This window comes from Pseudomonas sp. GW823-FHT01D03, assembly GCF_058798255.1.
In genome coordinates this window covers 613,396-637,208 of the sequence record NZ_JBXAKK010000001.1, presented here as the reverse complement: position 1 = coordinate 637,208, position 23,813 = coordinate 613,396, and the positions used below count along the sequence as shown (strand labels likewise).

The following is a 23,813-nucleotide window of genomic DNA, read 5'->3' as shown; positions in this document are numbered from 1 at the left end:
AGGGAGCTTGCTCCCGCTGGACTGCGCAGCAGTCCCACTCTCTTGAGTCAAAGAGCGGGGCCGCTTCGCGCCCCAGCGGGAGCAAGCTCCCTCGCCACAGAGGCCGTCTCAGGCTCAGAGCTGCCCGTCGCGATCGCGGAAGCCCAGCAGATACAACACGCCATCCAGCCCAAGGGTGGAAATCGCCTGCTTGGCCGACTGCTTGACCAGCGGCTTGGCGCGGAACGCCACACCCAGCCCGGCAATCGCCAGCATTGGCAGGTCATTCGCGCCGTCGCCCACGGCGATGGTCTGCTCCAGACGCAAGCCTTCCTTGTGCGCCAGCTCCTTCAACAGGTCAGCCTTGCGCTGCGCATCGACAATCGGCTCGATCGCCACGCCGGTGCACTTGCCATCGACCACTTCCAGTTCGTTGGCGAACACGTAGTCGATGCCGAGTTTGGCCTGCAACTGCTTGGCGAAGTACGTGAAGCCGCCGGACAGGATCGCGGTCTTGTAGCCCAGGCGCTTGAGTTCGGCGAACAGGGTTTCGGCGCCTTCGGTCAGGCGCAGCGAAGCGCCGATCGAGTCCAGCACGCTGACATCCAGGCCTTTGAGCAACGCCAGACGCTCTTTGAAGCTGGCGCGGAAATCCAGTTCGCCGGCCATCGCGCGCTCGGTGATCGCCGACACTTGCTCGCCAACACCAGCAGCCTTCGCCAGTTCGTCGATGACTTCGGCTTCGATCAGGGTCGAGTCCATGTCGAACACCGCCAGACGCCGGTTGCGCCGGAACAGCGAATCTTCCTGGAAGGCGATGTCGACGTTCAGCTCCTGCGCGACGCTGAGGAATTCGGCGCGCAGAGCCTGCGGATCCGCCGCTTCGCCACGCACGGAGAACTCGATGCAGCCCTTGCCCTTGTCGGCTGGAGTGTCCAGCGGCATGCGACCCGACAGACGGTCGATATGGTCGATGTTCAAGCCATATTTGGCAGTGATCGAGCTGACCGCCTGCAATTGGCCGGCGGTCACTTTGCGGGTCAACAGGGTGACGATGTGGCGTTTCTTGCCCTGATTGCCCACCCACTGCTGGTAATCCTCTTCGGACACCGGGGTGAAGCGCACCTGCTGGTCGAGCTCGTAGCCCTTGAACAGGATGTCCTTGAGCACGGCTTTGCCCTGCTCGGAATCGGGAATTTCCACCAGGATGCCGAACGACAGGGTGTCGTGGATCACCGCCTGACCGATGTCGAGAATATTCACACCACCTTGTGCCAGAACGCCGGTAATGGCCGCAGTCAGACCCGGACGGTCGACTCCCGTGATGTTAATCAGGACGATTTCGCGCAACGCGCACCCCCGCAACTGGAAAAAAACCGCATTCTACCCACTTTCAGTGACCATCGGGCACCGCGAGCGCTTTGCCGGTCTAGGGCCTGTCGCTATACTGCGCGTCAACTTCACGGACAAAAGAGCCGAGCTCAGTGAACCGGCCCACGCCAGTTAAAACCGATAACTTCTTCCTGCTGATCTTCCGTGCACTGCGCCATCGCCGTGTACCGATTGCATTGCGCATTGCCAGCCATAACGTGATCCTGGTCGCTCTGGCCCTGGTGATCTATGCCGGAGTGATGGGCTTGCAGTTCAAGCAGGCCATGCACGAGCAGGCCGATGCGCTGGGTGAAAGCCTGACCACGCAGACCGCCACTTCCGCCACGGAACTGTTGGTGTCCAACGACATCCTCAGCCTCAACGTGCTGCTCAACAACCTGACCAAGAACAAGCTGGTGGCCCACGCGGCTATCTATAGCGTGGATAACCGCATCCTCGCCGAGTCCGGTCAGCGCCCCAAGCACAGCCTGCTGGGCGAAGCCGAAGGCATGTACGAGAGCAAGATCACCTTCCAGGACGTGACCGCCGGGCAGCTGCGCATCAGCCTGGACATGGATCAGTTCCAGCAGCCGATGACCATCAGCCTGCAAAGCATGGGCATTCTCAGTGCGATTCTGTTGGCGCTGTCGCTGGCCTTGAGCCTGCGCATGGGTCGCTACCTGTCGACGCCGTTGCTGCAATTGCGCGTCTGGCTGCGGCGCATCGACGAACACACGCCGGGCATAGATCGTCAGGACGAAATCGGCGATCTGGCGCGTCAGCTGCACGCCAACTTTGCCCCGGAGCCTGCACCGGAACCCGAGCCCGAGCCGGAACCCGAGTTCGAAGACGAAGATGAGCCAGAGTTCGAAGTGCGCAACCTGCGTGACCCGAGCTTTGACGAAACCCGCCCGATGGCCGCGCAAAAACCGGCACCGCGCCACGTGGTCAGCACGGTTGAAGACGATGATGACGACGAAGACCCGTTTGCCGATCTGCGCGACGAGTCGCTGACCGAAGCTGTTCCGGTGCCGCGTAAAGCGAACCCGAGCGTGCCGCAACACAGTGCGGTGCTGGCGATCCAGCTGGGTTCGCAAGAGCAACTGCGTCGCCTGCCGCGGGCCCGTCTGGAAGAGTTGCTGGAGCGCTATCGCGATTGTCTCGATCAGGCCGCTTCGCTGTATCAGGGCGAAATCGAAACCCTGAACGATGGCAGCACACTGATGCTGTTCCACACCGAAGACAGCGGTGACGACTACCTGACCAACGCCATCTGCTGCGGCGAGTTGCTGCGGGCGCTGGGCCATCAGTTGCAGATCGAAGTCGCCGACAGCGGCATCACCCTGCAATTGCAACTGGGCCTGACCCTGGGCGACGAATTGTTCGGCCTGAGCCAGATCGACCTGCTGCTGACCGATTCGGCTCAGGATGCACTGGCCCTGTCGCAACACAGCCGCAACCTGCTGCTGGTCGAGCGCAAGATCGGTGACGACGCGCTGATTCGCCAGCGTGCGCGGATCCGTCCGATCGCCAGCCCGGAAGGCGCTTGCTGTGTCGAGCGCTTGATGGAGCCGTATCCGTCGATGCTTGAGCGACAACTGGCGCGGATGCATGAGCGCCGGGCGTAAGCCTTAGGCCTGAAACACAGAAGCCCGCAGACGAGCGATCGTCTGCGGGCTTTTTTGTTGCCTGCGATCTTTTATGGCGCCTGTTCCGGCCCCTTCGCGAGCAAGCCCGCTCCCACAGGGTGTGTGCCCGCCGCTGATCAAATGTGGGAGCGGGCTTGCTCGCGAAGGCATCAGCACTGACGACAACTGTCCTCCAGCCCCCAGACACAACAAAGCCCGCACAAGGCGGGCTTTGTTTTGACTCAAACCACACTCAGAAGCGGAACACTTCCATATCGGTACGAATCGGCGATGCCATCGGAATCTTCGGCTGCTTCTCGGCTTCCGTGGCCGGCGCTGCCGGTTTTGGCGCCGCCTTACGCGGTGCCTCGGCCACTGGAGGCTGGTTGGCCAGTGGCTTGAGCGCCACCGACAACTGCTCGGCCAGACGCTGCAGCAGAATGCCTTGAGCCTGCACCTGCGAAGCCGTGGTGCCGGCATGCAGCTCCTGCAGATGAACGATGCGGTTGTCGCGCACCTGCCCACGACGGTCGATCAGACGCCATTGCGCATCGAGGATCGCCGGTTGTTTCTCACCGGAGTCCAGACGCGTGATGGTCAGCAATACCTGCACATCCGGGGCAAACCCCAGAGTGGCGGGTGCCAATACCACACGCTGGCTGTCCAGATGACCGGCCACCTGACGCATCAGCAATTGATCGATATCCGACGAAAGGCTGCCCGCCCAGCGACCGTCGGTCGAGGCTTGCAGGCTGCCGTCCGGTTGACGTTGCAGCAAAGTTTCACGTTGCAGGTAATCAGCAATGACTACCGGACCCAACAAAACCGCCATGCCTGTGCTTTGCGCAGGCTGAGCCGGACTTCCGCTGTCCAGCTGATACAGCGACACCGGCTGGTGAACGCTGCAACCCGCCAGGCCCAAAACGCCGGCGAGCAGGAAAATAAGGGGGCGCAGAGCAGTCATCATCCCGTCCAGGTGGCCGCCACAAGGCTGACCACAGTGAAAATACTCAATAAATATGAAGAACGCTCGGCCACGCCGGCGCTTGGAAAGGCCATATCATCCGTGAATATGCGTTCCGACTCCAGCGCCAAAGCGTCGATCTACGCGTTAAATCGTAGATCGAGCTCTCTAGGACGCCTGATTGAGGTTTTCGACGAGCAGCGCATCGACCCGCTGGAAGCCCCTTGGCAGCTTATTGCCACGACGGCCACGTTCACCTTTGTAGTGTTCGAGGTCGTCGGCTTTCAGCGACAGGGTCCGTTTTCCGGCCTGCAGCACCAGAGTGGCGCCTTCCGGAAGCACGGCGATGTCCGTGACATATTCTTCGCGACTGGCCACGCGTTCACCGGAGATCCCGATGATCTTGTTGCCTTTGCCCTTCCCTAATTGTGGCAGATCGCTGATTTTGAAGATCAGCAGGCGACCTTCGGTCGTGACCGAAGCCAGCCAGTTCTGCTCACGATCGGCCACTGGACGCGGCGCGATCACCTTGGCGTTGTTCGGCAAGCTCAACAGGGCTTTACCGGCCTTGTTCTTGGCTTGCAGGTCTTCGCCTTTGACCACGAAGCCGTAACCGGCATCGGAGGCGATCACGTACAACGCATCGTCTTCCGGCATCAGCACGCATTCGAAGGTCGCGCCCGGTGGCGGGGTCAGACGGCCGGTCAGCGGCTCGCCCTGGCCACGGGCCGACGGCAACGTATGCGCGGCGACCGAATAGCTGCGGCCCGTGGAGTCAATCACCACGGCAGACTGGTTGGAACGCCCCGCCGCCGAGGTCTTGAAGCCGTCCCCAGCCTTGTACGACAGGCCGGTGGCATCGATGTCATGACCTTTGGCCGAACGGATCCAGCCTTTTTCCGACAGCACGACGGTGACTTTCTCGTTCGGCAGCAGATCGTGTTCGGTCAGCGCTTTCGCTTCAGCGCGCTCGACGATTGGCGAACGACGGTCATCGCCGTAGGTTTCAGCGTCTTTGAGCAGCTCGGTGCGCACCAGCTTCTTCAGCTTGGCTTCGCTGCCCAGCAGGGCTTGGAGCTTGGCTTGTTCCTTGAGCAGTTCATCCTGCTCGTCGCGCAGCTTCATCTCTTCCAGACGCGCCAACTGCCGCAGGCGGGTGTCGAGGATGTAGTCGGCCTGGATCTCGCTGAGGGCGAAACGCTCGATCAGCTTGGCTTTCGGGTGCTCCTCGGTGCGGATGATGTGGATCACTTCATCCAGGTTGAGGTAAGCGATCAGCAAACCGTCCAACAGGTGCAGGCGACGCTCGACCTTGTCGAGGCGGAATTGCAGGCGGCGACGCACGGTCAGCACGCGGAATTCCAGCCATTCGACCAGCAATGCCCGCAGGTTCTTCAGCTGCGGCTTGCCGTCCAGACCGATGATGTTGACGTTGACCCGGTAGGTCGACTCCAGCTCGGTGCTGGCGAACAGGTGCTGCATCAGCGCTTGGTGATCGACGCGGCTGTTGACCGGAATGATCACGATGCGGCACGGGTTTTCGTGGTCGGATTCATCACGCAGGTCAGCGATCTGCGGTGCTTTCGACGGCTTGGCCTGCATCAGCGCAGCGATCTGCTCCAGCACTTTGGCCCCGGAGACCTGGTGCGGCAGCGCGGTGACGATGATGTCGCCGTCCTCGACGTGGTACACGGCGCGCATGCGTACCGAGCCCTTGCCGGTTTCGTACATTTTCAGCAGGTCGGCACGCGGCGTGATGATTTCCGCTTCGGTCGGATAGTCCGGGCCTTGAATGTGTTCGCAGAGCTGTTCGACCGTGGCTTTCGGCTCATCGAGCAGACGCACGCAAGCAGTGGCGACTTCGCGCAGGTTGTGCGGCGGCACGTCGGTGGCCATGCCCACGGCAATGCCAGTGGTACCGTTGAGCAGGATGTTCGGCAAACGTGCCGGCAACACCAGCGGTTCCTGCAGGGTACCGTCGAAATTCGGGCCCCAGTCGGCCGTGCCCTGGCCCAGCTCGCTGAGCAGCACTTCGGAATAGCGCGACAGACGTGCTTCGGTGTAACGCATGGCGGCGAAGGACTTCGGATCGTCCGGCGCACCCCAGTTGCCCTGGCCGTCGACCAGCGTGTAGCGATAACTGAACGGCTGGGCCATCAGCACCATCGCTTCGTAACACGCCGAGTCGCCGTGCGGGTGGAACTTGCCGAGCACGTCACCGACGGTACGCGCCGATTTCTTGTGCTTGGAATCGGCGTCCAGCCCCAGCTCGCTCATGGCGTAGACGATACGCCGCTGTACCGGTTTCAGGCCGTCGCCGATATGCGGCAGGGCACGGTCCATGATCACGTACATGGAGTAGTTGAGGTAGGCATTTTCGGTGAAGTCAGCCAGCGAGCGGCGTTCTACACCGTCCAGGCTGAGATCAAGGGAGTCGCTCATGCGGGCCTCATCGGTTCGTTGTCTGGCGCAGCAGCATGGTGCCACCGCGCTGGGTGAATTCAAGTTTGTTCAGGGCACTCATGCCGAGCAGCACCTGATCGCCATGCAGCCCCGGCGCCACCAGTGCGCGGACATCCCGCAGCACGATGTCGCCCAGTTGCAGGCGGTCGATCTTTGTCCGGTAGCCCTGGCTCAGGCCGTTGGCCGTGCTCAGGGTCACACCGAAACCTTCTTCCAGTTTCAACCGCTTGGCCAGATCCGCCGGGATCGCCACATCGGTCGCGCCGGTGTCGAGCATGAACTCCACCGGCTCACCGTTGATCTGGCCACTGGCGACAAAATGCCCTTGGGCGTTGCCGGCCAGCCTTACTTCGATCACGCCGCCATGCTGCTCGGACGTGACCACCACGTTCGGATTCTGCTGACGCTCTTCCCACTGGCCGAAAAACCGCGTGGCCAGAAACAGCCCCGCGCACCAGGCCAGAATCATCAACACCCGGCCGGCGCGCTTGCCCGGCGGTTGCTGACTCACGGTTTGGCGCTCCAGCCACCTTCAGGCGCGGCGAAGCGCCAAACGACCGGGCGAACCTCACCGTCGGCCCGCGGGCCGAAATTATTGTCGACGCCGACCCATGCACCATCAGCGTCAACGATCAGCGCTTCTTCCAGCCCGAAGTTCTGCGAGTAACGGCGGTTGGCCTGCAACAATTCAGCGGCGTACGACCAGCAACGCTCGACCTTGGCGGTCTGCGCATCGCGCCGACAAATCTGGAAGGCGTTGCGCTCAAGGGTAAACAATTTGCCGTTGAACAACGAAAGGTCGGAAAAGTCGCGATCGACCGCTCTGGCCTTCGGGAACTGCGGCGGCTGCATCTCCTTGCCACCTTCGCTGAGCAGCACGCAACGACCGTCGCAATCCCACACCGTCTGCTGACGCTTGATCAATAGCAAGCCCCGGTTTTGCCGTTCGCCGGCCAGCCACATCTGATCACCCGCCGGGTTGATCGCCAGACCTTCGAAGATCGCATTGAAATGCAGGAGCATGCCACTGGCCCGCGCTTCGCGAACCATCATCGGCGAAATCTTCAGCCAGTTGACCGGGCCGCTGACGGGCACCTGCAAGACCGCCGCGTGGCCCTCGCTGACAATGTAGCGATTGCCGGCGCTGTCGCAGCTGATGCCCTCGAAATCCAGATCGCCACCGCGCACGAACGACGCGGCCCAATTGCGCGAGCGTAATCCCCACGGCAAACCGGTCTCCGGCACCAGAGGCACGTCGATGTGCAAAGCCTCGGCCTGCCAGACCTGATCGGCGGTATTGAGCCGATAGATCTGGTCGTCATCGCGATCCGACACCGTCCACAACTCGCTGCCACACATGGCCAGCCCCGACAGGTTGCCGCCGCGCATGCCGACGACCGGGTGTTCGGAGAGCACGCGCAATTCCTGCAACGGCTCCGCCGACACACTCATCGCACTCAGCAGCAACACACCCGCCAAGGCCCAGCCAAACCGCATCAGGCCAGCACCTCGGCGAGGTTGCCTTTGGATTCGAGCCAGGTCTTGCGGTCGCCGGCGCGTTTCTTCGCCAGCAGCATGTCCATCATTTCCGAGGTCTCGGCAAAATCCTCGCCCAGGGTCAGTTGCACCAGACGCCGGGTGTTCGGGTCCATGGTGGTTTCACGCAACTGCGGCGGGTTCATTTCACCCAGACCTTTGAATCGAGTGACCTGCGGTTTGCCGCGTTTCTTCTCGGCCACCAGACGATCAAGAATCCCGTCGCGCTCCGCTTCGTCGAGGGCGTAGTAAATCTCTTTGCCGAGGTCGATGCGGTACAGCGGCGGCATCGCCACGTAGACGTGACCGGCATCCACCAGCGGGCGGAAATGCTGGACGAACAACGCGCAGAGCAAGGTCGCAATGTGCAGACCGTCGGAGTCGGCGTCGGCGAGGATGCAGATTTTGCCGTAGCGCAGCTGACTCATGTCTGCCGCACCCGGATCGACCCCGATGGCCACGGCGATGTTGTGCACTTCCTGGCTGGCGAGCACTTCGCTGCCGTCGACTTCCCAGGTGTTGAGGATCTTGCCGCGCAACGGCAGGATCGCCTGGAATTCCTTGTCCCGCGCTTGCTTGGCGGAACCGCCGGCGGAATCACCTTCGACCAGGAACAGCTCGGAACGCATCGGATCCTGACCCGCGCAGTCGGCCAGTTTGCCCGGCAGCGCAGGGCCTTGGGTAACGCGTTTACGCTCGACCTTTTTACTCGCTTTCAAGCGGCGACCGGCGTTGTTGATCGCCAGTTCGGCCAGCGCCAGACCGGTTTCCGGGTTGGCGTTGAGCCACAGGCTGAAGGCGTCCTTGACCACCCCGGAGACAAACGCCGCCGCTTCACGGGACGACAGACGCTCTTTGGTCTGACCGGAGAATTGCGGTTCCTGCATTTTCATCGACAGTACGAAAGCGATGCGCTCCCAGACGTCTTCCGGCGCCAGCTTCACGCCGCGTGGCAGCAGGCTGCGGAATTCGCAGAACTCGCGCATCGCATCGAGCAAGCCCTGACGCAGACCGTTGACGTGGGTACCGCCCTGCGCCGTCGGGATCAGGTTGACGTAACTTTCCTGCACCGCGTCGCCACCTTCCGGCAACCACAGCAGTGCCCAGTCCACCGCTTCTTTATTACCGGCGAGGCTGCCGCAGAACGGCTCGTCCGGCAGGCGTTCGAATTCGCTGACTGCGTCCACCAGATAGGAGCGCAGACCGTCTTCGTAATGCCATTCGACTTTCTCGCCGGTGCCTTTGTCTTCGAAGCTGACCAGCAGCCCCGGGCACAGCACAGCCTTGGCCTTGAGCACGTGCTTGAGGCGGCTGATGGAGAATTTCGGTGAATCGAAGTATTTCGGATCCGGCGCGAAGTACACGCTGGTGCCGGTGTTGCGCTTGCCGACGGTGCCGACGATTTCCAGCTCGGTGGCCTTGAAGCCATCCTTGAAGGTCATCTGGTATTCGTTGCCGTCACGCTTCACGCGCACCCGGACCTCGGTCGACAGGGCGTTGACCACGGAAATACCCACCCCGTGCAGACCGCCGGAGAACTGGTAATTCTTGTTGGAAAACTTGCCGCCCGCATGCAGCTTGGTGAGGATCAGCTCGACACCCGACACGCCCTCTTCCGGGTGAATGTCGACCGGCATGCCGCGACCGTCGTCGCTGACTTCCAGCGAGTGATCGGCGTGCAGAATGACCTGCACCGATTTGGCGTGGCCGGCCAGGGCTTCGTCGACACTGTTGTCGATGACTTCCTGGGCGAGGTGGTTCGGCCGACTGGTGTCGGTGTACATGCCGGGGCGTTTGCGCACCGGGTCGAGGCCCGAGAGGACTTCGATGGCGTCGGCGTTATAAGAGCTAGCGCTGGGAGTGGCCATAGGGTCTCGTCGTCAGTGATTCAATGAAAAAAGGGCAAGACTTCACAGTGCGGTGAAATCGATTGCCTGATACAAATCGGCGCCAATGCCGGCAAAACTCAGCAACGCCGGCAATTGCCCGGCAAAACCCTGGTAACCATGGTCGCCGCCGGCCTGAATGCGCAGGGCACAGGCCCGGTAATACTGCTGGGCGAGGCGATAATCCAGTGTTTCATCGCCGGTCTGCAACCACACCTGATAACGCTGTGCATCCACGGGCGCCGGCACTTCCAGCTCGGCCAGGGCGGTTACATGGTCGTGGGTCAGTTCCCAGGTCTCATTGGTATACAGGTTTTGCTGCGTGCCCAGGTAGCCGTCGAACATCCGGTGCGGGCTGACCGCCGGGTTGACCAGCAGGGCTTTCAAGCCGTGGCGCTCAGCCAGGTGAGTCGCATAGTAGCCGCCGAGTGAGCTTCCCACCAGCAACGGCCGGCCCAGCTCGGCAATCGCCTGCTGCAACTGACCGATGGCTTCACGCGGGTGGTGATGCAGCGCCGGGACACGCAACTGGTCGCTCAAACCCAGCCGTTCCATCACCTCGACCAACTGACAGGCCTTTTTCGAGGCCGGCGCGCTGTTGAAACCGTGGATATAGAGGATCGAACCGGACATTGGAGCTCCCTGGGTGTCGGCGAAAGATAGCGGAGTTTACAGGGAGTCAGGGGGATCGTGGGTGTTTGTAGGGACGCCTTCGCGAGCAAGCCCGCTCCCACAAGGGATTTGCGAACGGCACAGATCCTTTGTGGGAGCGGGCTTGCTCGCGAAGGGCGCGACTCGGTTTTCAGTAACCGTTGGAGCCGTAATCGACGGTGAATTGGAAGTCGGTAACGCGCTCGACGCCAGTTTCCAGCCGCCCGTCCGGCAGCAGCCGCAACCAGCGATAACCCGGCGCCTGCTCACCGACCTTGAAGTCGTGACTGCCCGGTTCGAACTGAATGCAGGTCGATGGCGAGGCCATCAGCCGCACGCCATTGCGTTCGCGGTCGATTTCCTGATGCACATGCCCCCACAGCACCGCGCGGGCCTGCGGGAAACGGTCCAGCACGTCGAAAAAGGCCTCGGGATTGCGCAAACCGATCGGCTCCATCCACGGGCATCCGATCGACACCGGATGATGGTGGAAGCACACCAGATGATGGCGCTCCGGGGCTTCGCTCAATGAGCGCGCCAGCAACTGCAACTGATCGTCCTGCAGATACCCCGGCACGGAACCCGGCACCGCCGAATCGAGCAGGGTCACGCGCCAGTTGCCGATATCGACCACCGACTCCAGCAGAGCGCTTTGCACCGTGGCCTCCGCCATGATCAGCGGTTCATCGTGATTGCCGGGAATCCAGCGCGCCGGTGCATCGATCTGCGCGCTCATCTGGCGAAACAGCTGATATGACTCCAGCGTGCCGTCCTGAGAGATATCGCCAGTGGCCAGCATCAGATCGATCTGCGGCTGCTGCCCCAGCACCAACTCGATGACCTTTTGCAGGCTCTCGCGGGTGTTCATGCCCAGCAGTGTGCCGTGCGCCTCGGCGAACAGATGACTGTCGGATAACTGCACCAGCAACGCCGGATCGGCGGTGGTCAATGTGGATACGCTCGGCAAGGCGTTCTCCCAGGGCAAAAGCACGGAATCGGTTGAGTGCCGCAATTATGCTGGGGGATGACGCAAAGGGGAAACCGGCGAACCGGACGCAGTTCACAACTAGCGTACGACTTCGTACTCGTGCCCCAGGGCCAGACAATGGCTCAGCCATTCCCCCAGGAACAGATTGAGTTGGGCCTTTTCATCCGGCTGATGCATCGCGGCGTTCGGGTAAGGATAGATGCCGCGAAAGCGTCGTGCATGCTCGGCGCTGATCACTTCGGCCATCCGCGCATCGTGGTAGACCTGCACTTCCAGTTGTGGCACCGGCAGCCACGGCAAACTGTGTTCCTGACGCACCTGCAAAGTGGTGGTGTACGGACAGGTCTGCAGCACTTCGAGGGCCAGCACGCCGAGCATCTGCTCGCCCTGGGTCACGGCGATGCGCCGCGCCTCGGGGTCGTTGCGCATGTCCGGCACCAGTCGCATCAGGCGCGCGTAGTTGGCCTCGCAGGCGGCTTGCAGCCCGGCGAGGTCGACTCGATAGCGATCGCGCAGCTTGTTTACGACCATAACCCCCTCACTTCGGCGCGGTTCAGCGCCAGCCATTGCAAGGCGATGATGCTCGCCGCGTTGGCAATGCGTCCGTCACGCACGGCCTGCAAGGCATCTTCAAAGGCCCAGACCGTGACGCGGATATCTTCTGCTTCTTCCTCCAGCCCATGCAGGCCGCCTACGCCTTCGGTGCTGCAACGCCCCAGGTACAAATGCACGAATTCGTTGCTGCCGCCCGGCGACGGAAAGTATTTGGTCATCGGCCACAGGGCCTTGATGTCCAGTCCAGCTTCCTCCTGCGCCTCACGGTGAGCAACTTCTTCCGGTTGCTCATCCTTGTCGATCAGACCGGCGACCAGTTCGACCAGCCACGGGTTGTCGGTCTTGCCCATGGCGCCGATGCGAAACTGCTCGATCAGCACCACTTCGTCGCGCTGTGGATCGTACGGCAGCATGCACACGGCATCGTGGCGGACGAAGACTTCACGGTTGATTTCGCGGCTCATGCCACCGGCGAACAATTCATGGCGCAGGTGAACACGGTCGAGCTTGTAAAAGCCCTCGTAGCATTTTTCGCGCCGCACGATATCCACGGCGGTCGGAATGGCGTTGGCAAAATCAGTCATGAGCATCCTCTTTACTGCAATTCCATTACGAGGCTGCCTTGCGTGAGTGGCAACCTCGACTTCGCGCCATCCTAACGCGCCCGAACGGTTTGATGCAGCCCCTTTACCGTCAGCGGGATGGACGGTGGCGGCGAAACCCACTCTAATTAGCTTAGTGGCGAACTGACTGCTTCGGCGAGGGTCGAAGCGGATAACTTTTTGCCTTCCCCTGTTTCAGAAAGGACGCCCATGTCGCTTTTCAAAATTGCCTCCGTGGCCGCCATCGCCCTGACCCTGGGTGCCTGCGCCAACCTGTTCCAGCCCAACTACCGCACGCCGCTGGAAACCACCCGCGACGCGTCGGAAACTTTGAAACCAGGCTGCTCCAACCCGGACTGCCCGCTGGTGAACATCGACACCCTGCACTTCCCGGCAGAACCTGCACTGGACGGCATCATCGAAAAACGTCTGCTGCAAATGACCCGCACCGAGCAGAACGCGCCGGTAGCGCCAACCCTGGCCGCCTACCGAGATCAATTCCTGCGCAACGCCGGCCCGCGCAACAGCAGCTATTTGCAGGCCAAGGTACGCGAGCAGCATGACGGCTTGGTGATCATCGAACTGTCGAGCTACCTCGACACCGGCGGCGCCCATGGCACCCCGGGTCGCGGTTTCATCAACTATTCGCGCCAGCAGCATAAAGTGCTGAACCTGTCGGACATGTTGCTGCCGGGTCAGGAAGAAGCGTTCTGGAAAGCGGCGCAAGTGGCGCACAACAGCTGGCTGATCAGCACCAAGCTCGATCAGGAAGCGGATTTCGTGAAGAGCTGGCCGTTCGTCAAAACCCCGAACGTGGCGCTGACCTACGGTGGCGTGATCCTCAAGTACGACGTGAGCACCATTGCGCCTTACGCACTGGGCCACGTCGAACTGAAGATCCCTTATCCGCGTCTGAACGGCATCGTCAAACCCGAGCTGTTTCCGGGCCGTAACTGAAGGCTCGCCCCAGTACCAGCTGCAACAGCCCTGCCAGCACCAGTGCCGGCAGGGTCGCACCGACGTCCGGGTACAGATTCGCCAGCAAGTGGTAGGTGCTGATCCCGCCCAGCCACGCCAGCAGCGCCGGCCAGCGCAACGCGGCTGACGCCACCTGAGCACTGCGCTTGCGCAGGATGAAGTGATCCACCAGCACCACGCCGAACAGCGGCGCGAACACCGAACCGATCAGCAACAGGAAGTTCTGGTACTGCGCCAAGGGTGCCAGCAGTGCGATCAGGGTGCAGATCACGCCGATGGCCAAGGCCAGATGTTCGACTTTCAAGCGCAACAGAATTCCGCTCGATACCGCCGCCGAATGAATATCGGCGAAAGCGTTTTCCGACTCATCCAACAGAATCAGCAACAGCGGAATGCCCAGACCGGCCCCGGCCAGTGCCAGCAGCAACGCATTGACTTCACCGCTCGGCGCAAACGCCAGGGTGTAGGCCACGCCGAGACTCATCAACCAGAAGTTACCGATAAAGAAGCCGATCGCAGTGCCGCCGAACACGTTCTTCGCACGCTTGCCGAAACGCGAGTAATCGGCGATCAGCGGCAGCCACGACAGCGGCATCGCGATGGCAATGTCGAAGCCCACGGCGAACGGCATCGAACCGTCCCCGGCCCGCGCCCAGAGTGCCGCCAGATCAGCCTTGGCGAACAGATTCCAGGTCAGCCAGATGCACGCGGCCAGAATTAGCCAGATGCCCCACTTGCGCAAGATTTGGCGCACGAACGTCAGCGGCCCGCTGACCGCGAGCAAAGTCGCCAGCGCACCGAAGCACAAGGTCCAGAGCATCGGACTGGCCCACAGCGAACCTTCGCTGAACGCACGGCTGCCGAGCAGACTGGCGGCGTCGCGCATGACGATGATTTCGAACGAGCCCCAACCGATCAGTTGCAGCAGGTTGAGCAACGCCGGCAGGCTTGCGCCTTTGTGGCCGAGGCTGAGTTTGAGCGCGGCCATCGACGACAGGCCGGTGTCGCTGCCGATCACGCCGACCGCTGCCAGCAGCAGCACGCCAACCAGCGTGCCGAGGAAGATCGCCAGCAGTGAACCTGAAAGGCCCAGACCGGGCGCGAGCAAGGCACCGGTCTGCAATACCATCAGGCCGATGCCGAGGGAAAACCACAGGGAAAACAGATCGCGACCGCCGAACACCCGCTTGTCGGCGGGTACGGCGAGGTCGGGGGAATAAGTGCCGGGTTGAATGCTCAAGGGTGTTATCTCGGAGGAGTATTTTTGTCATTGAGATCCTTGGTGCCTGTTCTGACGCCTTCGCGAGCAAGCCCGCTCCCACACTGGATCGCCAGTGAACACAAGTTTCGTGAACAACTGGATTCAAATGTGGGAGCGGGCTTGCTCGCGAAGGGGCCAGCACAGACACCGCAGACTTCAGGTCAGATCAAACCTTCTTGTACAGCTGACTGCCTTCCTTCTTGAACCGCTCGGCCTGCTCCGCAAGACCCTGGGCGACGTCCACGTCGACCGCGTCAATCCGCTGGTTGGCCGCGTACTCGCGGACTTCCTGAGTGATCTTCATCGAGCAGAATTTCGGCCCGCACATCGAACAGAAGTGCGCGACCTTGGCCGAGTCCTTCGGCAGGGTTTCATCGTGATACGAACGCGCGGTGTCCGGGTCCAGACCGAGGTTGAACTGGTCTTCCCAACGGAACTCGAAACGCGCCTTGCTCAAGGCGTTGTCGCGAATCTGCGCGCCCGGATGCCCTTTGGCCAAGTCCGCCGCATGCGCCGCGATCTTGTAGGTGATGATCCCGGTCTTCACGTCATCCTTGTTCGGCAAGCCGAGGTGTTCCTTCGGCGTCACGTAGCAGAGCATGGCGCAACCGAACCAGCCGATCATCGCCGCGCCGATGCCCGAGGTGATGTGGTCGTAACCCGGAGCGATGTCGGTGGTCAGCGGGCCGAGGGTGTAGAACGGCGCCTCGTCGCAGCACTCCAGCTGCTTGTCCATGTTCTCTTTGATCAACTGCATCGGCACGTGGCCCGGGCCTTCGATCATGCACTGCACGTCGTGCTTCCAGGCGATCTTGGTCAGCTCGCCGAGGGTTTCCAGTTCGCCGAACTGCGCTTCGTCGTTGGCGTCGGCAATCGAGCCCGGACGCAGGCCGTCGCCCAGCGAGAAGCTGACGTCGTAGGCCTTCATGATTTCGCAGATTTCGTCGAAGTGGGTGTAAAGGAAGTTCTCTTTGTGGTGCGCCAGGCACCACTTGGCCATGATCGAACCGCCGCGGGAAACGATGCCGGTCACTCGCTTGGCGGTCAGCGGCACGTAGCGCAACAGCACGCCGGCGTGGATGGTGAAGTAATCGACGCCCTGCTCGGCCTGTTCGATCAACGTGTCGCGGAACAGCTCCCAGGTCAGATCTTCAGCAACGCCGTTGACCTTCTCCAGCGCCTGATAGATCGGCACGGTACCGATCGGCACCGGCGAGTTGCGGATGATCCATTCGCGGGTTTCGTGAATGTGTTTGCCGGTGGACAGGTCCATCACGGTGTCCGAACCCCAGCGAATGCCCCAGGTCAGTTTCGCCACTTCTTCTTCGATGGACGAACCCAGAGCACTGTTGCCGATGTTGCCGTTGATCTTCACCAGGAAGTTACGGCCGATGATCATCGGTTCCAGTTCGACGTGGTTGATGTTGGCCGGAATGATCGCGCGGCCACGGGCGATTTCTTCGCGGACGAATTCAGCGGTGATTTCTTTCGGGATGCTCGCGCCGAAGCTGTGGCCGGCGTGTTGCTGGGTCAACAGGCCAGCGGCGCGGGCCTCTTGCAGCTTCATGTTTTCGCGGATGGCGACGTATTCCATCTCGGCGGTGATGATGCCTTTGCGCGCGTAGTGCATCTGGCTGACGTTGGCCCCGGCCTTGGCCCGGCGCGGGTTGTTGACGTGAGCGAAACGCAGTTTGGTCAGTTCAGGGTCGGCGAGGCGCTCCTGACCGAAGTTGGAACTCAGGCCTGGCAAACGCTCGGTGTCGCCACGGTCATCGATCCACGCCGAACGCACGTCGCCCAGACCTTTGCGCACGTCGATCACCACGTTCGGATCGGTGTACGGGCCCGAGGTGTCATAGACGGTGACCGGCGCGTTGATTTCGCCGCCGAAATCGGTCGGCGTCACATCGAGGGTGATTTCGCGCATCGGCACGCGGATGTCCGGGCGCGAGCCCTGAACGTAGACTTTTTGCGAACGGGTGAACGGCTGAACCGACTGCTCATCGACCTTGGCCGAGTCACTCAGGTTGATCGCGTTTTTTGCTTTTGTAGTCATCACGGGCTCTCCAGACAGCATCCAGGCAATGGATTGTCGGAGCAGAACCTGAAAGGCACGGACGCACCAGGACTGGTGCTGTGCATCGTCGTCGAGCGTTCGATTGTCGAACAATTTCCCGGACGAAGCACAAGAGGACTCGCCGGGTGACGAGAAATCTTGTTCCCTACGCAGGCGCTAACCTGATCAGGTTCAACGGGATCCGAAATTATTCGATCTCAGCCTCATAGCAAGGCACCCCGACAAGAACCCGGCCAGTCTAGACACAACCGGCAAAGAACGCCAACACCGCGGCAAACACCATGATGAATGGCGCAATTACCGGGACTTGCAGGATTGTTGCCGCACGATTGCGCAACTACACTCGCTGTGCTCTGCGCGCCTTGACGCTGCCGGGGCCGCGCCGTAGCCTTGGCGCGCACATTATTTCCGTAATATTTTTGCTAGGGATCGCCTCATGCTGCGCAAACTTTCACTGGCTCTTGCCGTGTCTTGTGCGTCCAACGCAATGGCCTGGGCAGCAGAAGCGCCCTTGTCGACCAAGACCGATCTGGTCAGCGTCTATCAGGAAGCCGTCGACAACAACGCCGATCTGGCCGCCGCCCGCGCCCAGTACGGGGCCCAGAAAGAAGTGGTGCCGCAGGCCCGCGCGGGGTTGCTGCCTAACCTGTCCGGCGGCGCCGAAGTGGCGGATGTGCGCACCTCGATCGACCAGCCTTCAGCCATTGCCAATCGCAGCGCGCATTCCTATCAGGCGACCCTGGCCCAGCCCTTGTTCCGCGCCGACCGCTGGTTCCAGTATCAGGCCGCCAAGGACGTCAACGAACAAGCCGCGCTGCAACTGTCGGCCACCGAGCAGAACCTGATCCTGCAATCGGCCGAAAGCTACTTCAACGTGCTGCGCAGCCAGGATAATCTGGCCTCGACCAAGGCTGAAGAAGCCGCGTTCAAGCGTCAGCTCGACCAGTCCAACGAACGCTTCGATGTCGGCCTGTCGGACAAGACCGACGTCCTGCAATCGCAGGCCAGTTACGACACCGCGCGCGCCAACCGCATCGTCGCCCAGCGTCAGGTCGACGATGCGTTCGAAGCGCTGATCACCCTGACCAACCGTCAGTACAACTCGATTCAGGGTATCGTCCACACGCTGCCAATCCTGCCGCCGGCGCCAAACGACGCCAAGGCCTGGGTCGAAACCGCGGGCAAGCAAAACCTCAATCTGCTGGCGAGCAACTTTGCGGTCAGCTCCGCCGAACAGACCCTCAAACAGCGCAAGGCCGGTCACCTGCCGACCCTCGATGCCGTGGCCAAATATGAAAAGGGTGACAACGACGCCCTCGGTTTCGCCAACCCGAACGCCTTCGGTACGCCGTACAGTGGCAACGTCGAGCAAAGCACCCTGGGCCTGCAACTGAACATCCCGATCTACAGTGGCGGGCTGACCAGTTCGCAAGTGCGCCAATCCTATGCGCAACTGGATCAGAGCGAGCAACAACGCGAATCCCTGCGCCGGCAAGTGGTGGAAAACACCCGCAACCTACACCGCGCGGTGAACACCGATGTCGAGCAGGTACAGGCGCGCCGCCAGTCGATCATCTCCAACCAGAGCGCAGTGGAAGCCACGGAAATCGGTTATCAGGTGGGGACGCGCAACATCGTCGACGTGCTCGACGCCCAGCGCCAGCTGTACACCTCGGTGCGCAACTACAACAACACCCGTTACGATTACATCCTCGACAACCTGCGTCTGAAGCAGGCGGCGGGGACGTTGAACCCGGGCGATCTGGAGGATCTGCGGCGTTATTTGAAAGCCGATTACAACCCGGACAAGGATTTCCTCCCGCCGGATCTGGCCAAAGCAGCCGAAGCGCAGCTCAAGGCGCGCCCGTAAACAATCTGAATAAATCCCCTGTGGCGAGGGGATTTATCCCCGATTCGACTGCGCAGCAGTCGTAAACCCTGCTTGCCCGATCTGACTGAATCACCGAGGTGAATGGTTGGGGGCTGCTGCGCACCCCATCGGGGATAAATCCCCTCGCCACAATAAATGTTCCAGGCGACTATTTGATCAACCGGCCCAAGCCATCCAGCAACCGCTGCAGCGCACCCTGATTACGCCGCATCACCGCCAGCCCGGCCTCGGCCATGCGCTGGGCATCGCGCGGCAATTCGAACAGGCGCTGCACTTCCACCGCCAGCCCTTCGGCATCATCCACTTCGGCCAGCGCCCCGGCCTCGCGCAACTGCGCGGCAATGTCGAGGAAGTTGAACAAGTGCGGGCCGCTGATTACCGGTTTGGCCAGGGCCGCCGGCTCCAGCAGGTTATGCCCGCCGTTCGGCACCAGGCTGCCACCGACAAAGGCGCTATCAGCCAGCGCATAGAGAAACAGCAACTCGCCCATGGTGTCGCCGAGCAGCACTGAAGTGTCCGCCTCGACGTTGGCACCGGTGGAACGGCGCACAGTGGCCAAGCCTTCACGCTGGCACAGTTCGAACACCGAGTTGAAGCGTTCGGGATGGCGCGGCACCAGGATCAGCAACGCATTCGGGTAGTTCGCCAGCAGGCGACGATGGGCGTCGAGCACCACTTCGTCTTCGCCTTCGTGGGTACTGGCAGCGATCCACACCGGGCGCTCCAGCGCCTGCCATTGGCCGCGCAACTCATGGGCGCGTTGCAGCAGTTGCGGATCGATGGTCAGGTCGAACTTGATCGAGCCAGTGACCTCGACCGTCTGCGGGCGCGCACCGAGATCGCGGAAGCGTTGGGCTTCGGCCTCGGTCTGCACCGCGAAAAAACTCATTTCCGCCAGCATCGGCGCGGTCAGCTTGCTGAAGCGGCCATAGCCCCGGGCCGATCGTTCGGACAACCGGCCGTTGGCCAGCGCCACCGGAATCCCGCGCTTGGCGCACTGATGGATGTGGTTAGGCCACAGCTCGGTTTCCATGATCACCGCCAGTTTTGGTTTGGCGTGATCAAGAAAACGCGCCGCTGCGCACGGCAAGTCGTATGGCAGATAGCAATGCTGGATGCGCGGCTCGTTGGCGAACAGCGCCTGAATCCGTTCTGATCCGGTCGGGGTCATGCAGGTCACGGTGATCGGCAGCTGTGGATAACGTTGCATCAAGGCGCGAATCATCGGCGCAGCGGCGATGCTTTCGCCCACCGACACCGCGTGCACCCAGATCCCGCCGGGCTGCAGTGGTGGCATCCCGTAGGAGAAGCGCTCGCCAATCCGCTTGGCATACGCCGGGGCCTTGCGCGAGCGCAGCCACAGCCGAATCGCCACCAATGGCAGCCCCAGGTAAAACAGCGCGGTGTAGAGAGTTCTATTCATGGCGGCGGAGTTTATCGACTTTTGTCGCCAATCGCCCGCAAGTGCACGGCAAAACGTTCAGCCAGCCAGCGTGCAGCCGGGCCGAGGGGTTCATCCCGGCGCCAGACCAGTTCCACCACCAACGCCGGCGGGGTCCATTCGCTGTCCAGTTCGACCATCAACCCCTGATAGGCCGAGTACTGCACCACATGCCGGGGCAGCCAGGCCCAGCCGAGATCCCGCACCAGCCATTCGGCCATCACGTAGAAACTGTCGGCGCGCCAGACTTGCGGGCTGGCCGGTTCGTTGCCGGGGTAGACGCTGGTCTGCGTCGACATCAACAATTGCCGATGCTGCGCCAGTTGCTGGCAGGTGACGTAGGACTGCGTCGCCAGCGGATGATTGATGCCGCAGACCGTGACCATTTCCACCCGACCCAGAACCCGACGCTCCAGCGCTTCGGGAATTTCGTCGTGATAGAACAGCAGGCCCAGATCAGCGCGACGCTCGACCAGTTTGCGTGCGACTTCACCTTGAGCGGCGCTGGTCAGTTGCACTTCGAGGCTGGGAAATTGCTCGGCCAGCGCATCGAAGCTTTCCACCAGTGCCTGATACGGCATGGCTTCATCCTGAGCCACGCGCAACTGCGCTTCCTGACCGCGCATCATCGCCATCGCCCGACCATTGAGGCGCTCGCACTGACGCAGCACTTCCCGGGCTTCTTCGAGCAGGGCTTCGCCCGCTTCGGTGAGCCTGGGCGAACGACCACTGCTACGCTCGAACAGGCTGACGCCCAAATCGTCTTCCAGCATGGCAATCGCACTGCTGATCGCCGATTGTGCCTTGCGCTGCTGACGCGCCACCGCAGAAAACGAGCGTTGTTCGGCGACGCTGACGAAGGCGCGCAGTTGTTCCAGATTCCACAGGGTATTCATGCAGCAACCCATCTTCAAAACAGATAGGTAATGACTTTACCCCATCTGGCGAGCGACTAGAATGCCGCCTCAGCAAGCAACGTTTTACATGAGGATCTACACATGAACGCCTACGCCTTTCTGGCTATCGCCATCTGCGCCGAAGTGATTGCCACCGTTTCGATGAAAGCGGTCAAAGGCCTGAGCACCCCGCTGCCGTTGATTCTGGTCATCGTCGGCTACGGCATCGCGTTCTGGATGCTGACGCTGGTGGTGCGCACTGTGCCGGTGGGAGTCGCCTACGCCGTGTGGGCGGGCATGGGCATCGTCATGGTCAGCGTCGCGGCGCTGTTCATTTATGGGCAGAAGCTGGATGTGCCGGCGATGCTCGGGATGGCGTTGATCGTGCTCGGTGTGGTGGTCATCCAGCTGTTCTCCAAGACTGCCGGGCACTGATTTGCAGTAACGCAACTCCCCCTGTGGGAGCGGGCTTGCTCGCGAATGCGGTGTGTCAGTTAACAGAAATGTTGTTGACACACCGCATTCGCGAGCAAGCCCGCTCCCACATTTGGTTTTGCATCTGCCCTGTTGATCATCGACAAATCCCGCTCTTTCCCGAGTCTGTATACTGCGCCCTCGTCTTGAACACTGAGGTCGTTGCATGTCATCCGTTATTTCCACCGACGTTCTGATTGTCGGCGCTGGTGTCGCCGGCCTCTGGCTGAACGCGCGCCTGCGCCGCCAGGGTTTTTCGACCGTGCTGGTGGAAAGTGCCAGCCTTGGTGGCGGGCAGAGCGTGAAGTCCCAGGGCATCATCCACGGCGGCGCCAAGTACGCGTTGCACGGCGCGCTGACCGGCGCCTCGGAAGCCATCGCCGACATGCCGCGCCGCTGGCGTGAAGCGCTTGCCGGCAACGGTGAGCTGGACCTGTCCGGCGTGCGCCTGTTGTCCGAAGCGCATTACCTGTGGTCGCCCGGCACCCTCGCCGGCAACCTCACCAGTTTCTTCGCCAGCAAAGCCGTGCGCGGCCGGGTCGATCAGGTCAAGGGCGATCAACTGCCGCCGGCCCTGCAAGACAAGCGTTTCAAGGGCAAGGTCTACCGCTTGGCTGAACTGGTGGTCGACGTGCCGAGCCTGATCCAGCGCTTGGCCGATCTGGCCGGTGACGGTCTGCTCGCCGGGCAAACCATCGAGCCGCTGCTGGAAGCCGGTGTGCTGGTCGGTCTGAAGGTCGACGGTCGTGAAATCCACGCCCAGCGCATCGTCCTCAGTGCCGGCGCCGGCACTGCCCGATTGCTGGAAGACCTGGGCCTGACCCATCCGCAGATGCAACGCCGGCCGCTGCACATGATCATCGCCAAAGGCCCGGGCCTCAAACCGTTGTACGCCCATTGCCTGGGTGGCGGCACCAAACCGCGCATCACCGTGACCACGCACCCGGCCGCCGACGGTCAGTGGGTCTGGTACATGGGCGGTGACATCGCCGAAAGCGAAGGCGTGGCCCGCGAACCTGCCGAACAGATCGCCACGGCGCAAAAGGAGATCGCACAGCTGTTGCCGTGGATCGACCTCAGTACCACGCAATGGGCGACCTTGCGCGTCGACCGCGCCGAACCCCTGCAAACCGGCCTGACTCGCCCGGACAACGCCTTCCTCGCCGAAGAGGGGCGCTTGTTGGTGGGCTGGCCGACCAAACTCGCACTGGCGCCAGACTTTGCTGACCGGGTCATCACCTCGCTGGAGCGCGACGGCATTCAGCCACAAGCCGCCGAACCTTTGCCGGCGTTGCCAAAACCACCGATGGGCGTTCCAGCCTGGGAGCAACTGCTGCCATGACTATCGCGAACCTGCACGACCTCCACCGCCCACTGGGCAGCACCGGCCTGACGGTCTCGCCGCTGGGCCTGGGCACGGTCAAACTGGGCCGCGACCAAGGGGTGAAATACCCCAACGGTTTTCAGATTCCCGATGACGATGCCGCGCGCATGCTGCTCAGGCAGGCACGCGAATTGGGCATCAACCTGATCGACACCGCCCCGGCCTACGGTCGCAGCGAAGAACGCCTCGGCCCGCTGCTGCGCGGCCAGCGGCAAGACTGGGTGATCGTCAGCAAGGTCGGTGAAGAGTTTGCCGACGGCCTGTCGCGCCATGACTTCAGTGCGGCGCACACGCGGATGTCGGTGGAGCGCAGCCTGCAACGTCTTGAAACCGATTTTATTGACCTGGTGCTGGTGCACTCCGACGGCAACGACCTGGCGATCCTCGAACACGAGGAGGTCTACGCCACCCTCGCTGCACTCAAGGCCGAGGGCAAGATTCGCGGTTTCGGCTTCTCCGGCAAAACCGTCGAAGGTGGACTCAAGGCGCTGGAGCAAGGGGACTGCGCGATGGTCACCTACAATCTGAACGAACAGAACGAGAAGGCAGTCATTGACTATGCTGCTGCCCACGGCAAAGCCATTCTGGTGAAAAAAGCCCTGGCCAGCGGCCACGTATGCCTGAGTCCGGGCGTGGATCCGGTGCGCGCCAGCTTCGAGTTGTTGTTCCAGCAGCCCGGCGTGGCCAGTGCTATTGTCGGGACGATCAATCCGCTGCACCTCGTCCATAACGTTGCGACCGTTGCCCAGGTCCTTCGTGGTCACTGACGCCGCCCCGCGGCCTTAAGC

At 61.8% G+C, this 23,813-nt stretch carries 20 protein-coding genes and 1 riboswitch; of the genes, 6 read left to right on the top strand and 14 right to left on the bottom strand.

From position 1 onward, the window contains the following. Positions 1–114 precede the first annotated feature (114 nt). Positions 115–1,329 (bottom strand): phosphoserine phosphatase SerB, encoded by a 1,215-nt coding sequence (serB, locus tag AC1RBR_RS02760; RefSeq protein ID WP_007967407.1) that lies wholly within the window; start codon positions 1,327–1,329, stop codon positions 115–117. Positions 1,330–1,463: 134 nt separating this feature from the next. On the opposite strand from serB, the gene AC1RBR_RS02755 reads away from it, so the two are divergent. Beyond that, on the top strand, positions 1,464–2,978 hold the full coding sequence (locus AC1RBR_RS02755) for an AhpA/YtjB family protein (protein WP_492562875.1): 1,515 nt from the start codon (positions 1,464–1,466) through the stop codon (positions 2,976–2,978). A gap of 253 nt (positions 2,979–3,231) precedes the next feature. Here AC1RBR_RS02755 and AC1RBR_RS02750 read toward each other — a convergent pair whose 3' ends face one another. From AC1RBR_RS02750 to AC1RBR_RS02710, 9 genes are all read right to left on the bottom strand, one after another. After that, on the bottom strand, positions 3,232–3,942 hold the full coding sequence (locus AC1RBR_RS02750; RefSeq protein WP_115985390.1) for a PqiC family protein: 711 nt from the start codon (positions 3,940–3,942) through the stop codon (positions 3,232–3,234). 168 nt (positions 3,943–4,110) lie between these two features. Then, positions 4,111–6,384 (bottom strand): DNA topoisomerase IV subunit A, encoded by a 2,274-nt coding sequence (gene parC / locus AC1RBR_RS02745; RefSeq protein WP_095138103.1) that lies wholly within the window; start codon positions 6,382–6,384, stop codon positions 4,111–4,113. A 7-nt stretch (positions 6,385–6,391) separates the two neighbouring features. Then, complete coding sequence (locus tag AC1RBR_RS02740; protein WP_166496009.1) at positions 6,392–6,916, bottom strand: TIGR02281 family clan AA aspartic protease; 525 nt, start codon at positions 6,914–6,916, stop codon at positions 6,392–6,394. Continuing rightward, positions 6,913–7,902 carry an esterase-like activity of phytase family protein gene (locus AC1RBR_RS02735; RefSeq protein WP_115985388.1) on the bottom strand — a complete coding sequence of 330 codons (990 nt, stop codon included), beginning with the start codon at positions 7,900–7,902 and terminating at the stop codon, positions 6,913–6,915. Before AC1RBR_RS02735 ends, AC1RBR_RS02740 begins: the two co-directional genes overlap by 4 nt. Further along, complete coding sequence (gene parE, locus AC1RBR_RS02730; RefSeq protein WP_095138100.1) at positions 7,902–9,809, bottom strand: DNA topoisomerase IV subunit B; 1,908 nt, start codon at positions 9,807–9,809, stop codon at positions 7,902–7,904. The genes AC1RBR_RS02735 and parE overlap by 1 nt, the downstream gene beginning before the upstream one ends. A gap of 42 nt (positions 9,810–9,851) precedes the next feature. Beyond that, the gene (locus tag AC1RBR_RS02725; protein WP_095138099.1) at positions 9,852–10,460 is read right to left on the bottom strand and encodes a YqiA/YcfP family alpha/beta fold hydrolase; all 609 of its coding nucleotides are present in this window, start codon (positions 10,458–10,460) and stop codon (positions 9,852–9,854) included. Positions 10,461–10,629: 169 nt separating this feature from the next. After that, the gene (cpdA, locus tag AC1RBR_RS02720; RefSeq protein WP_492562874.1) at positions 10,630–11,445 is read right to left on the bottom strand and encodes a 3',5'-cyclic-AMP phosphodiesterase; all 816 of its coding nucleotides are present in this window, start codon (positions 11,443–11,445) and stop codon (positions 10,630–10,632) included. 99 nt (positions 11,446–11,544) lie between these two features. Next, complete coding sequence (locus tag AC1RBR_RS02715) at positions 11,545–11,997, bottom strand: DUF1249 domain-containing protein (RefSeq protein WP_007967395.1); 453 nt, start codon at positions 11,995–11,997, stop codon at positions 11,545–11,547. After that, positions 11,988–12,605 (bottom strand): NUDIX domain-containing protein, encoded by a 618-nt coding sequence (locus tag AC1RBR_RS02710; protein ID WP_492562873.1) that lies wholly within the window; start codon positions 12,603–12,605, stop codon positions 11,988–11,990. Before AC1RBR_RS02710 ends, AC1RBR_RS02715 begins: the two co-directional genes overlap by 10 nt. 228 nt (positions 12,606–12,833) lie before the next feature. Here AC1RBR_RS02710 and AC1RBR_RS02705 point away from each other — a divergent pair, with 228 nt between their 5' ends. Then, positions 12,834–13,580 (top strand): RsiV family protein, encoded by a 747-nt coding sequence (locus AC1RBR_RS02705; protein WP_492562872.1) that lies wholly within the window; start codon positions 12,834–12,836, stop codon positions 13,578–13,580. Here AC1RBR_RS02705 and cytX read toward each other — a convergent pair. Both cytX and thiC read right to left on the bottom strand, forming a co-directional pair. After that, on the bottom strand, positions 13,549–14,841 hold the full coding sequence (gene cytX, locus AC1RBR_RS02700) for a putative hydroxymethylpyrimidine transporter CytX (RefSeq protein ID WP_492562871.1): 1,293 nt from the start codon (positions 14,839–14,841) through the stop codon (positions 13,549–13,551). The two genes, AC1RBR_RS02705 and cytX, sit on opposite strands and share 32 nt — an antisense overlap. Before the next feature lie 187 nt (positions 14,842–15,028). Next, the gene (thiC, locus tag AC1RBR_RS02695) at positions 15,029–16,918 is read right to left on the bottom strand and encodes a phosphomethylpyrimidine synthase ThiC (RefSeq protein WP_096794747.1); all 1,890 of its coding nucleotides are present in this window, start codon (positions 16,916–16,918) and stop codon (positions 15,029–15,031) included. Positions 16,919–17,064: 146 nt separating this feature from the next. Further along, a riboswitch (TPP riboswitch) is annotated at positions 17,065–17,170 on the bottom strand. A gap of 205 nt (positions 17,171–17,375) precedes the next feature. On the opposite strand from thiC, the gene AC1RBR_RS02690 reads away from it, so the two are divergent. Beyond that, the gene (locus AC1RBR_RS02690) at positions 17,376–18,809 is read left to right on the top strand and encodes a TolC family outer membrane protein (RefSeq protein WP_047600737.1); all 1,434 of its coding nucleotides are present in this window, start codon (positions 17,376–17,378) and stop codon (positions 18,807–18,809) included. Positions 18,810–18,978: 169 nt separating this feature from the next. Here the strand turns inward: AC1RBR_RS02690 and waaA are convergent, their stop codons facing one another. Both waaA and AC1RBR_RS02680 read right to left on the bottom strand, forming a co-directional pair. Beyond that, positions 18,979–20,253 (bottom strand): lipid IV(A) 3-deoxy-D-manno-octulosonic acid transferase, encoded by a 1,275-nt coding sequence (gene waaA, locus AC1RBR_RS02685; RefSeq protein WP_492562868.1) that lies wholly within the window; start codon positions 20,251–20,253, stop codon positions 18,979–18,981. An 11-nt stretch (positions 20,254–20,264) separates the two neighbouring features. Beyond that, complete coding sequence (locus AC1RBR_RS02680) at positions 20,265–21,167, bottom strand: LysR family transcriptional regulator (RefSeq protein WP_096794744.1); 903 nt, start codon at positions 21,165–21,167, stop codon at positions 20,265–20,267. 102 nt (positions 21,168–21,269) lie between these two features. Between AC1RBR_RS02680 and AC1RBR_RS02675 the strand changes: the two genes are divergently transcribed. The 3 genes from AC1RBR_RS02675 (at position 21,270) to AC1RBR_RS02665 (ending at position 23,792) form a co-directional block, all read left to right on the top strand. Continuing rightward, on the top strand, positions 21,270–21,602 hold the full coding sequence (locus AC1RBR_RS02675; protein WP_003221050.1) for a DMT family transporter: 333 nt from the start codon (positions 21,270–21,272) through the stop codon (positions 21,600–21,602). 205 nt (positions 21,603–21,807) lie between these two features. Further along, positions 21,808–22,983, top strand: a complete 1,176-nt coding sequence (locus AC1RBR_RS02670; protein WP_492562866.1) for an NAD(P)/FAD-dependent oxidoreductase — start codon at positions 21,808–21,810, stop codon at positions 22,981–22,983. Then, positions 22,980–23,792 carry an aldo/keto reductase gene (locus AC1RBR_RS02665; protein WP_492562864.1) on the top strand — a complete coding sequence of 271 codons (813 nt, stop codon included), beginning with the start codon at positions 22,980–22,982 and terminating at the stop codon, positions 23,790–23,792. Before AC1RBR_RS02670 ends, AC1RBR_RS02665 begins: the two co-directional genes overlap by 4 nt. Positions 23,793–23,813: the final 21 nt, after the last annotated feature.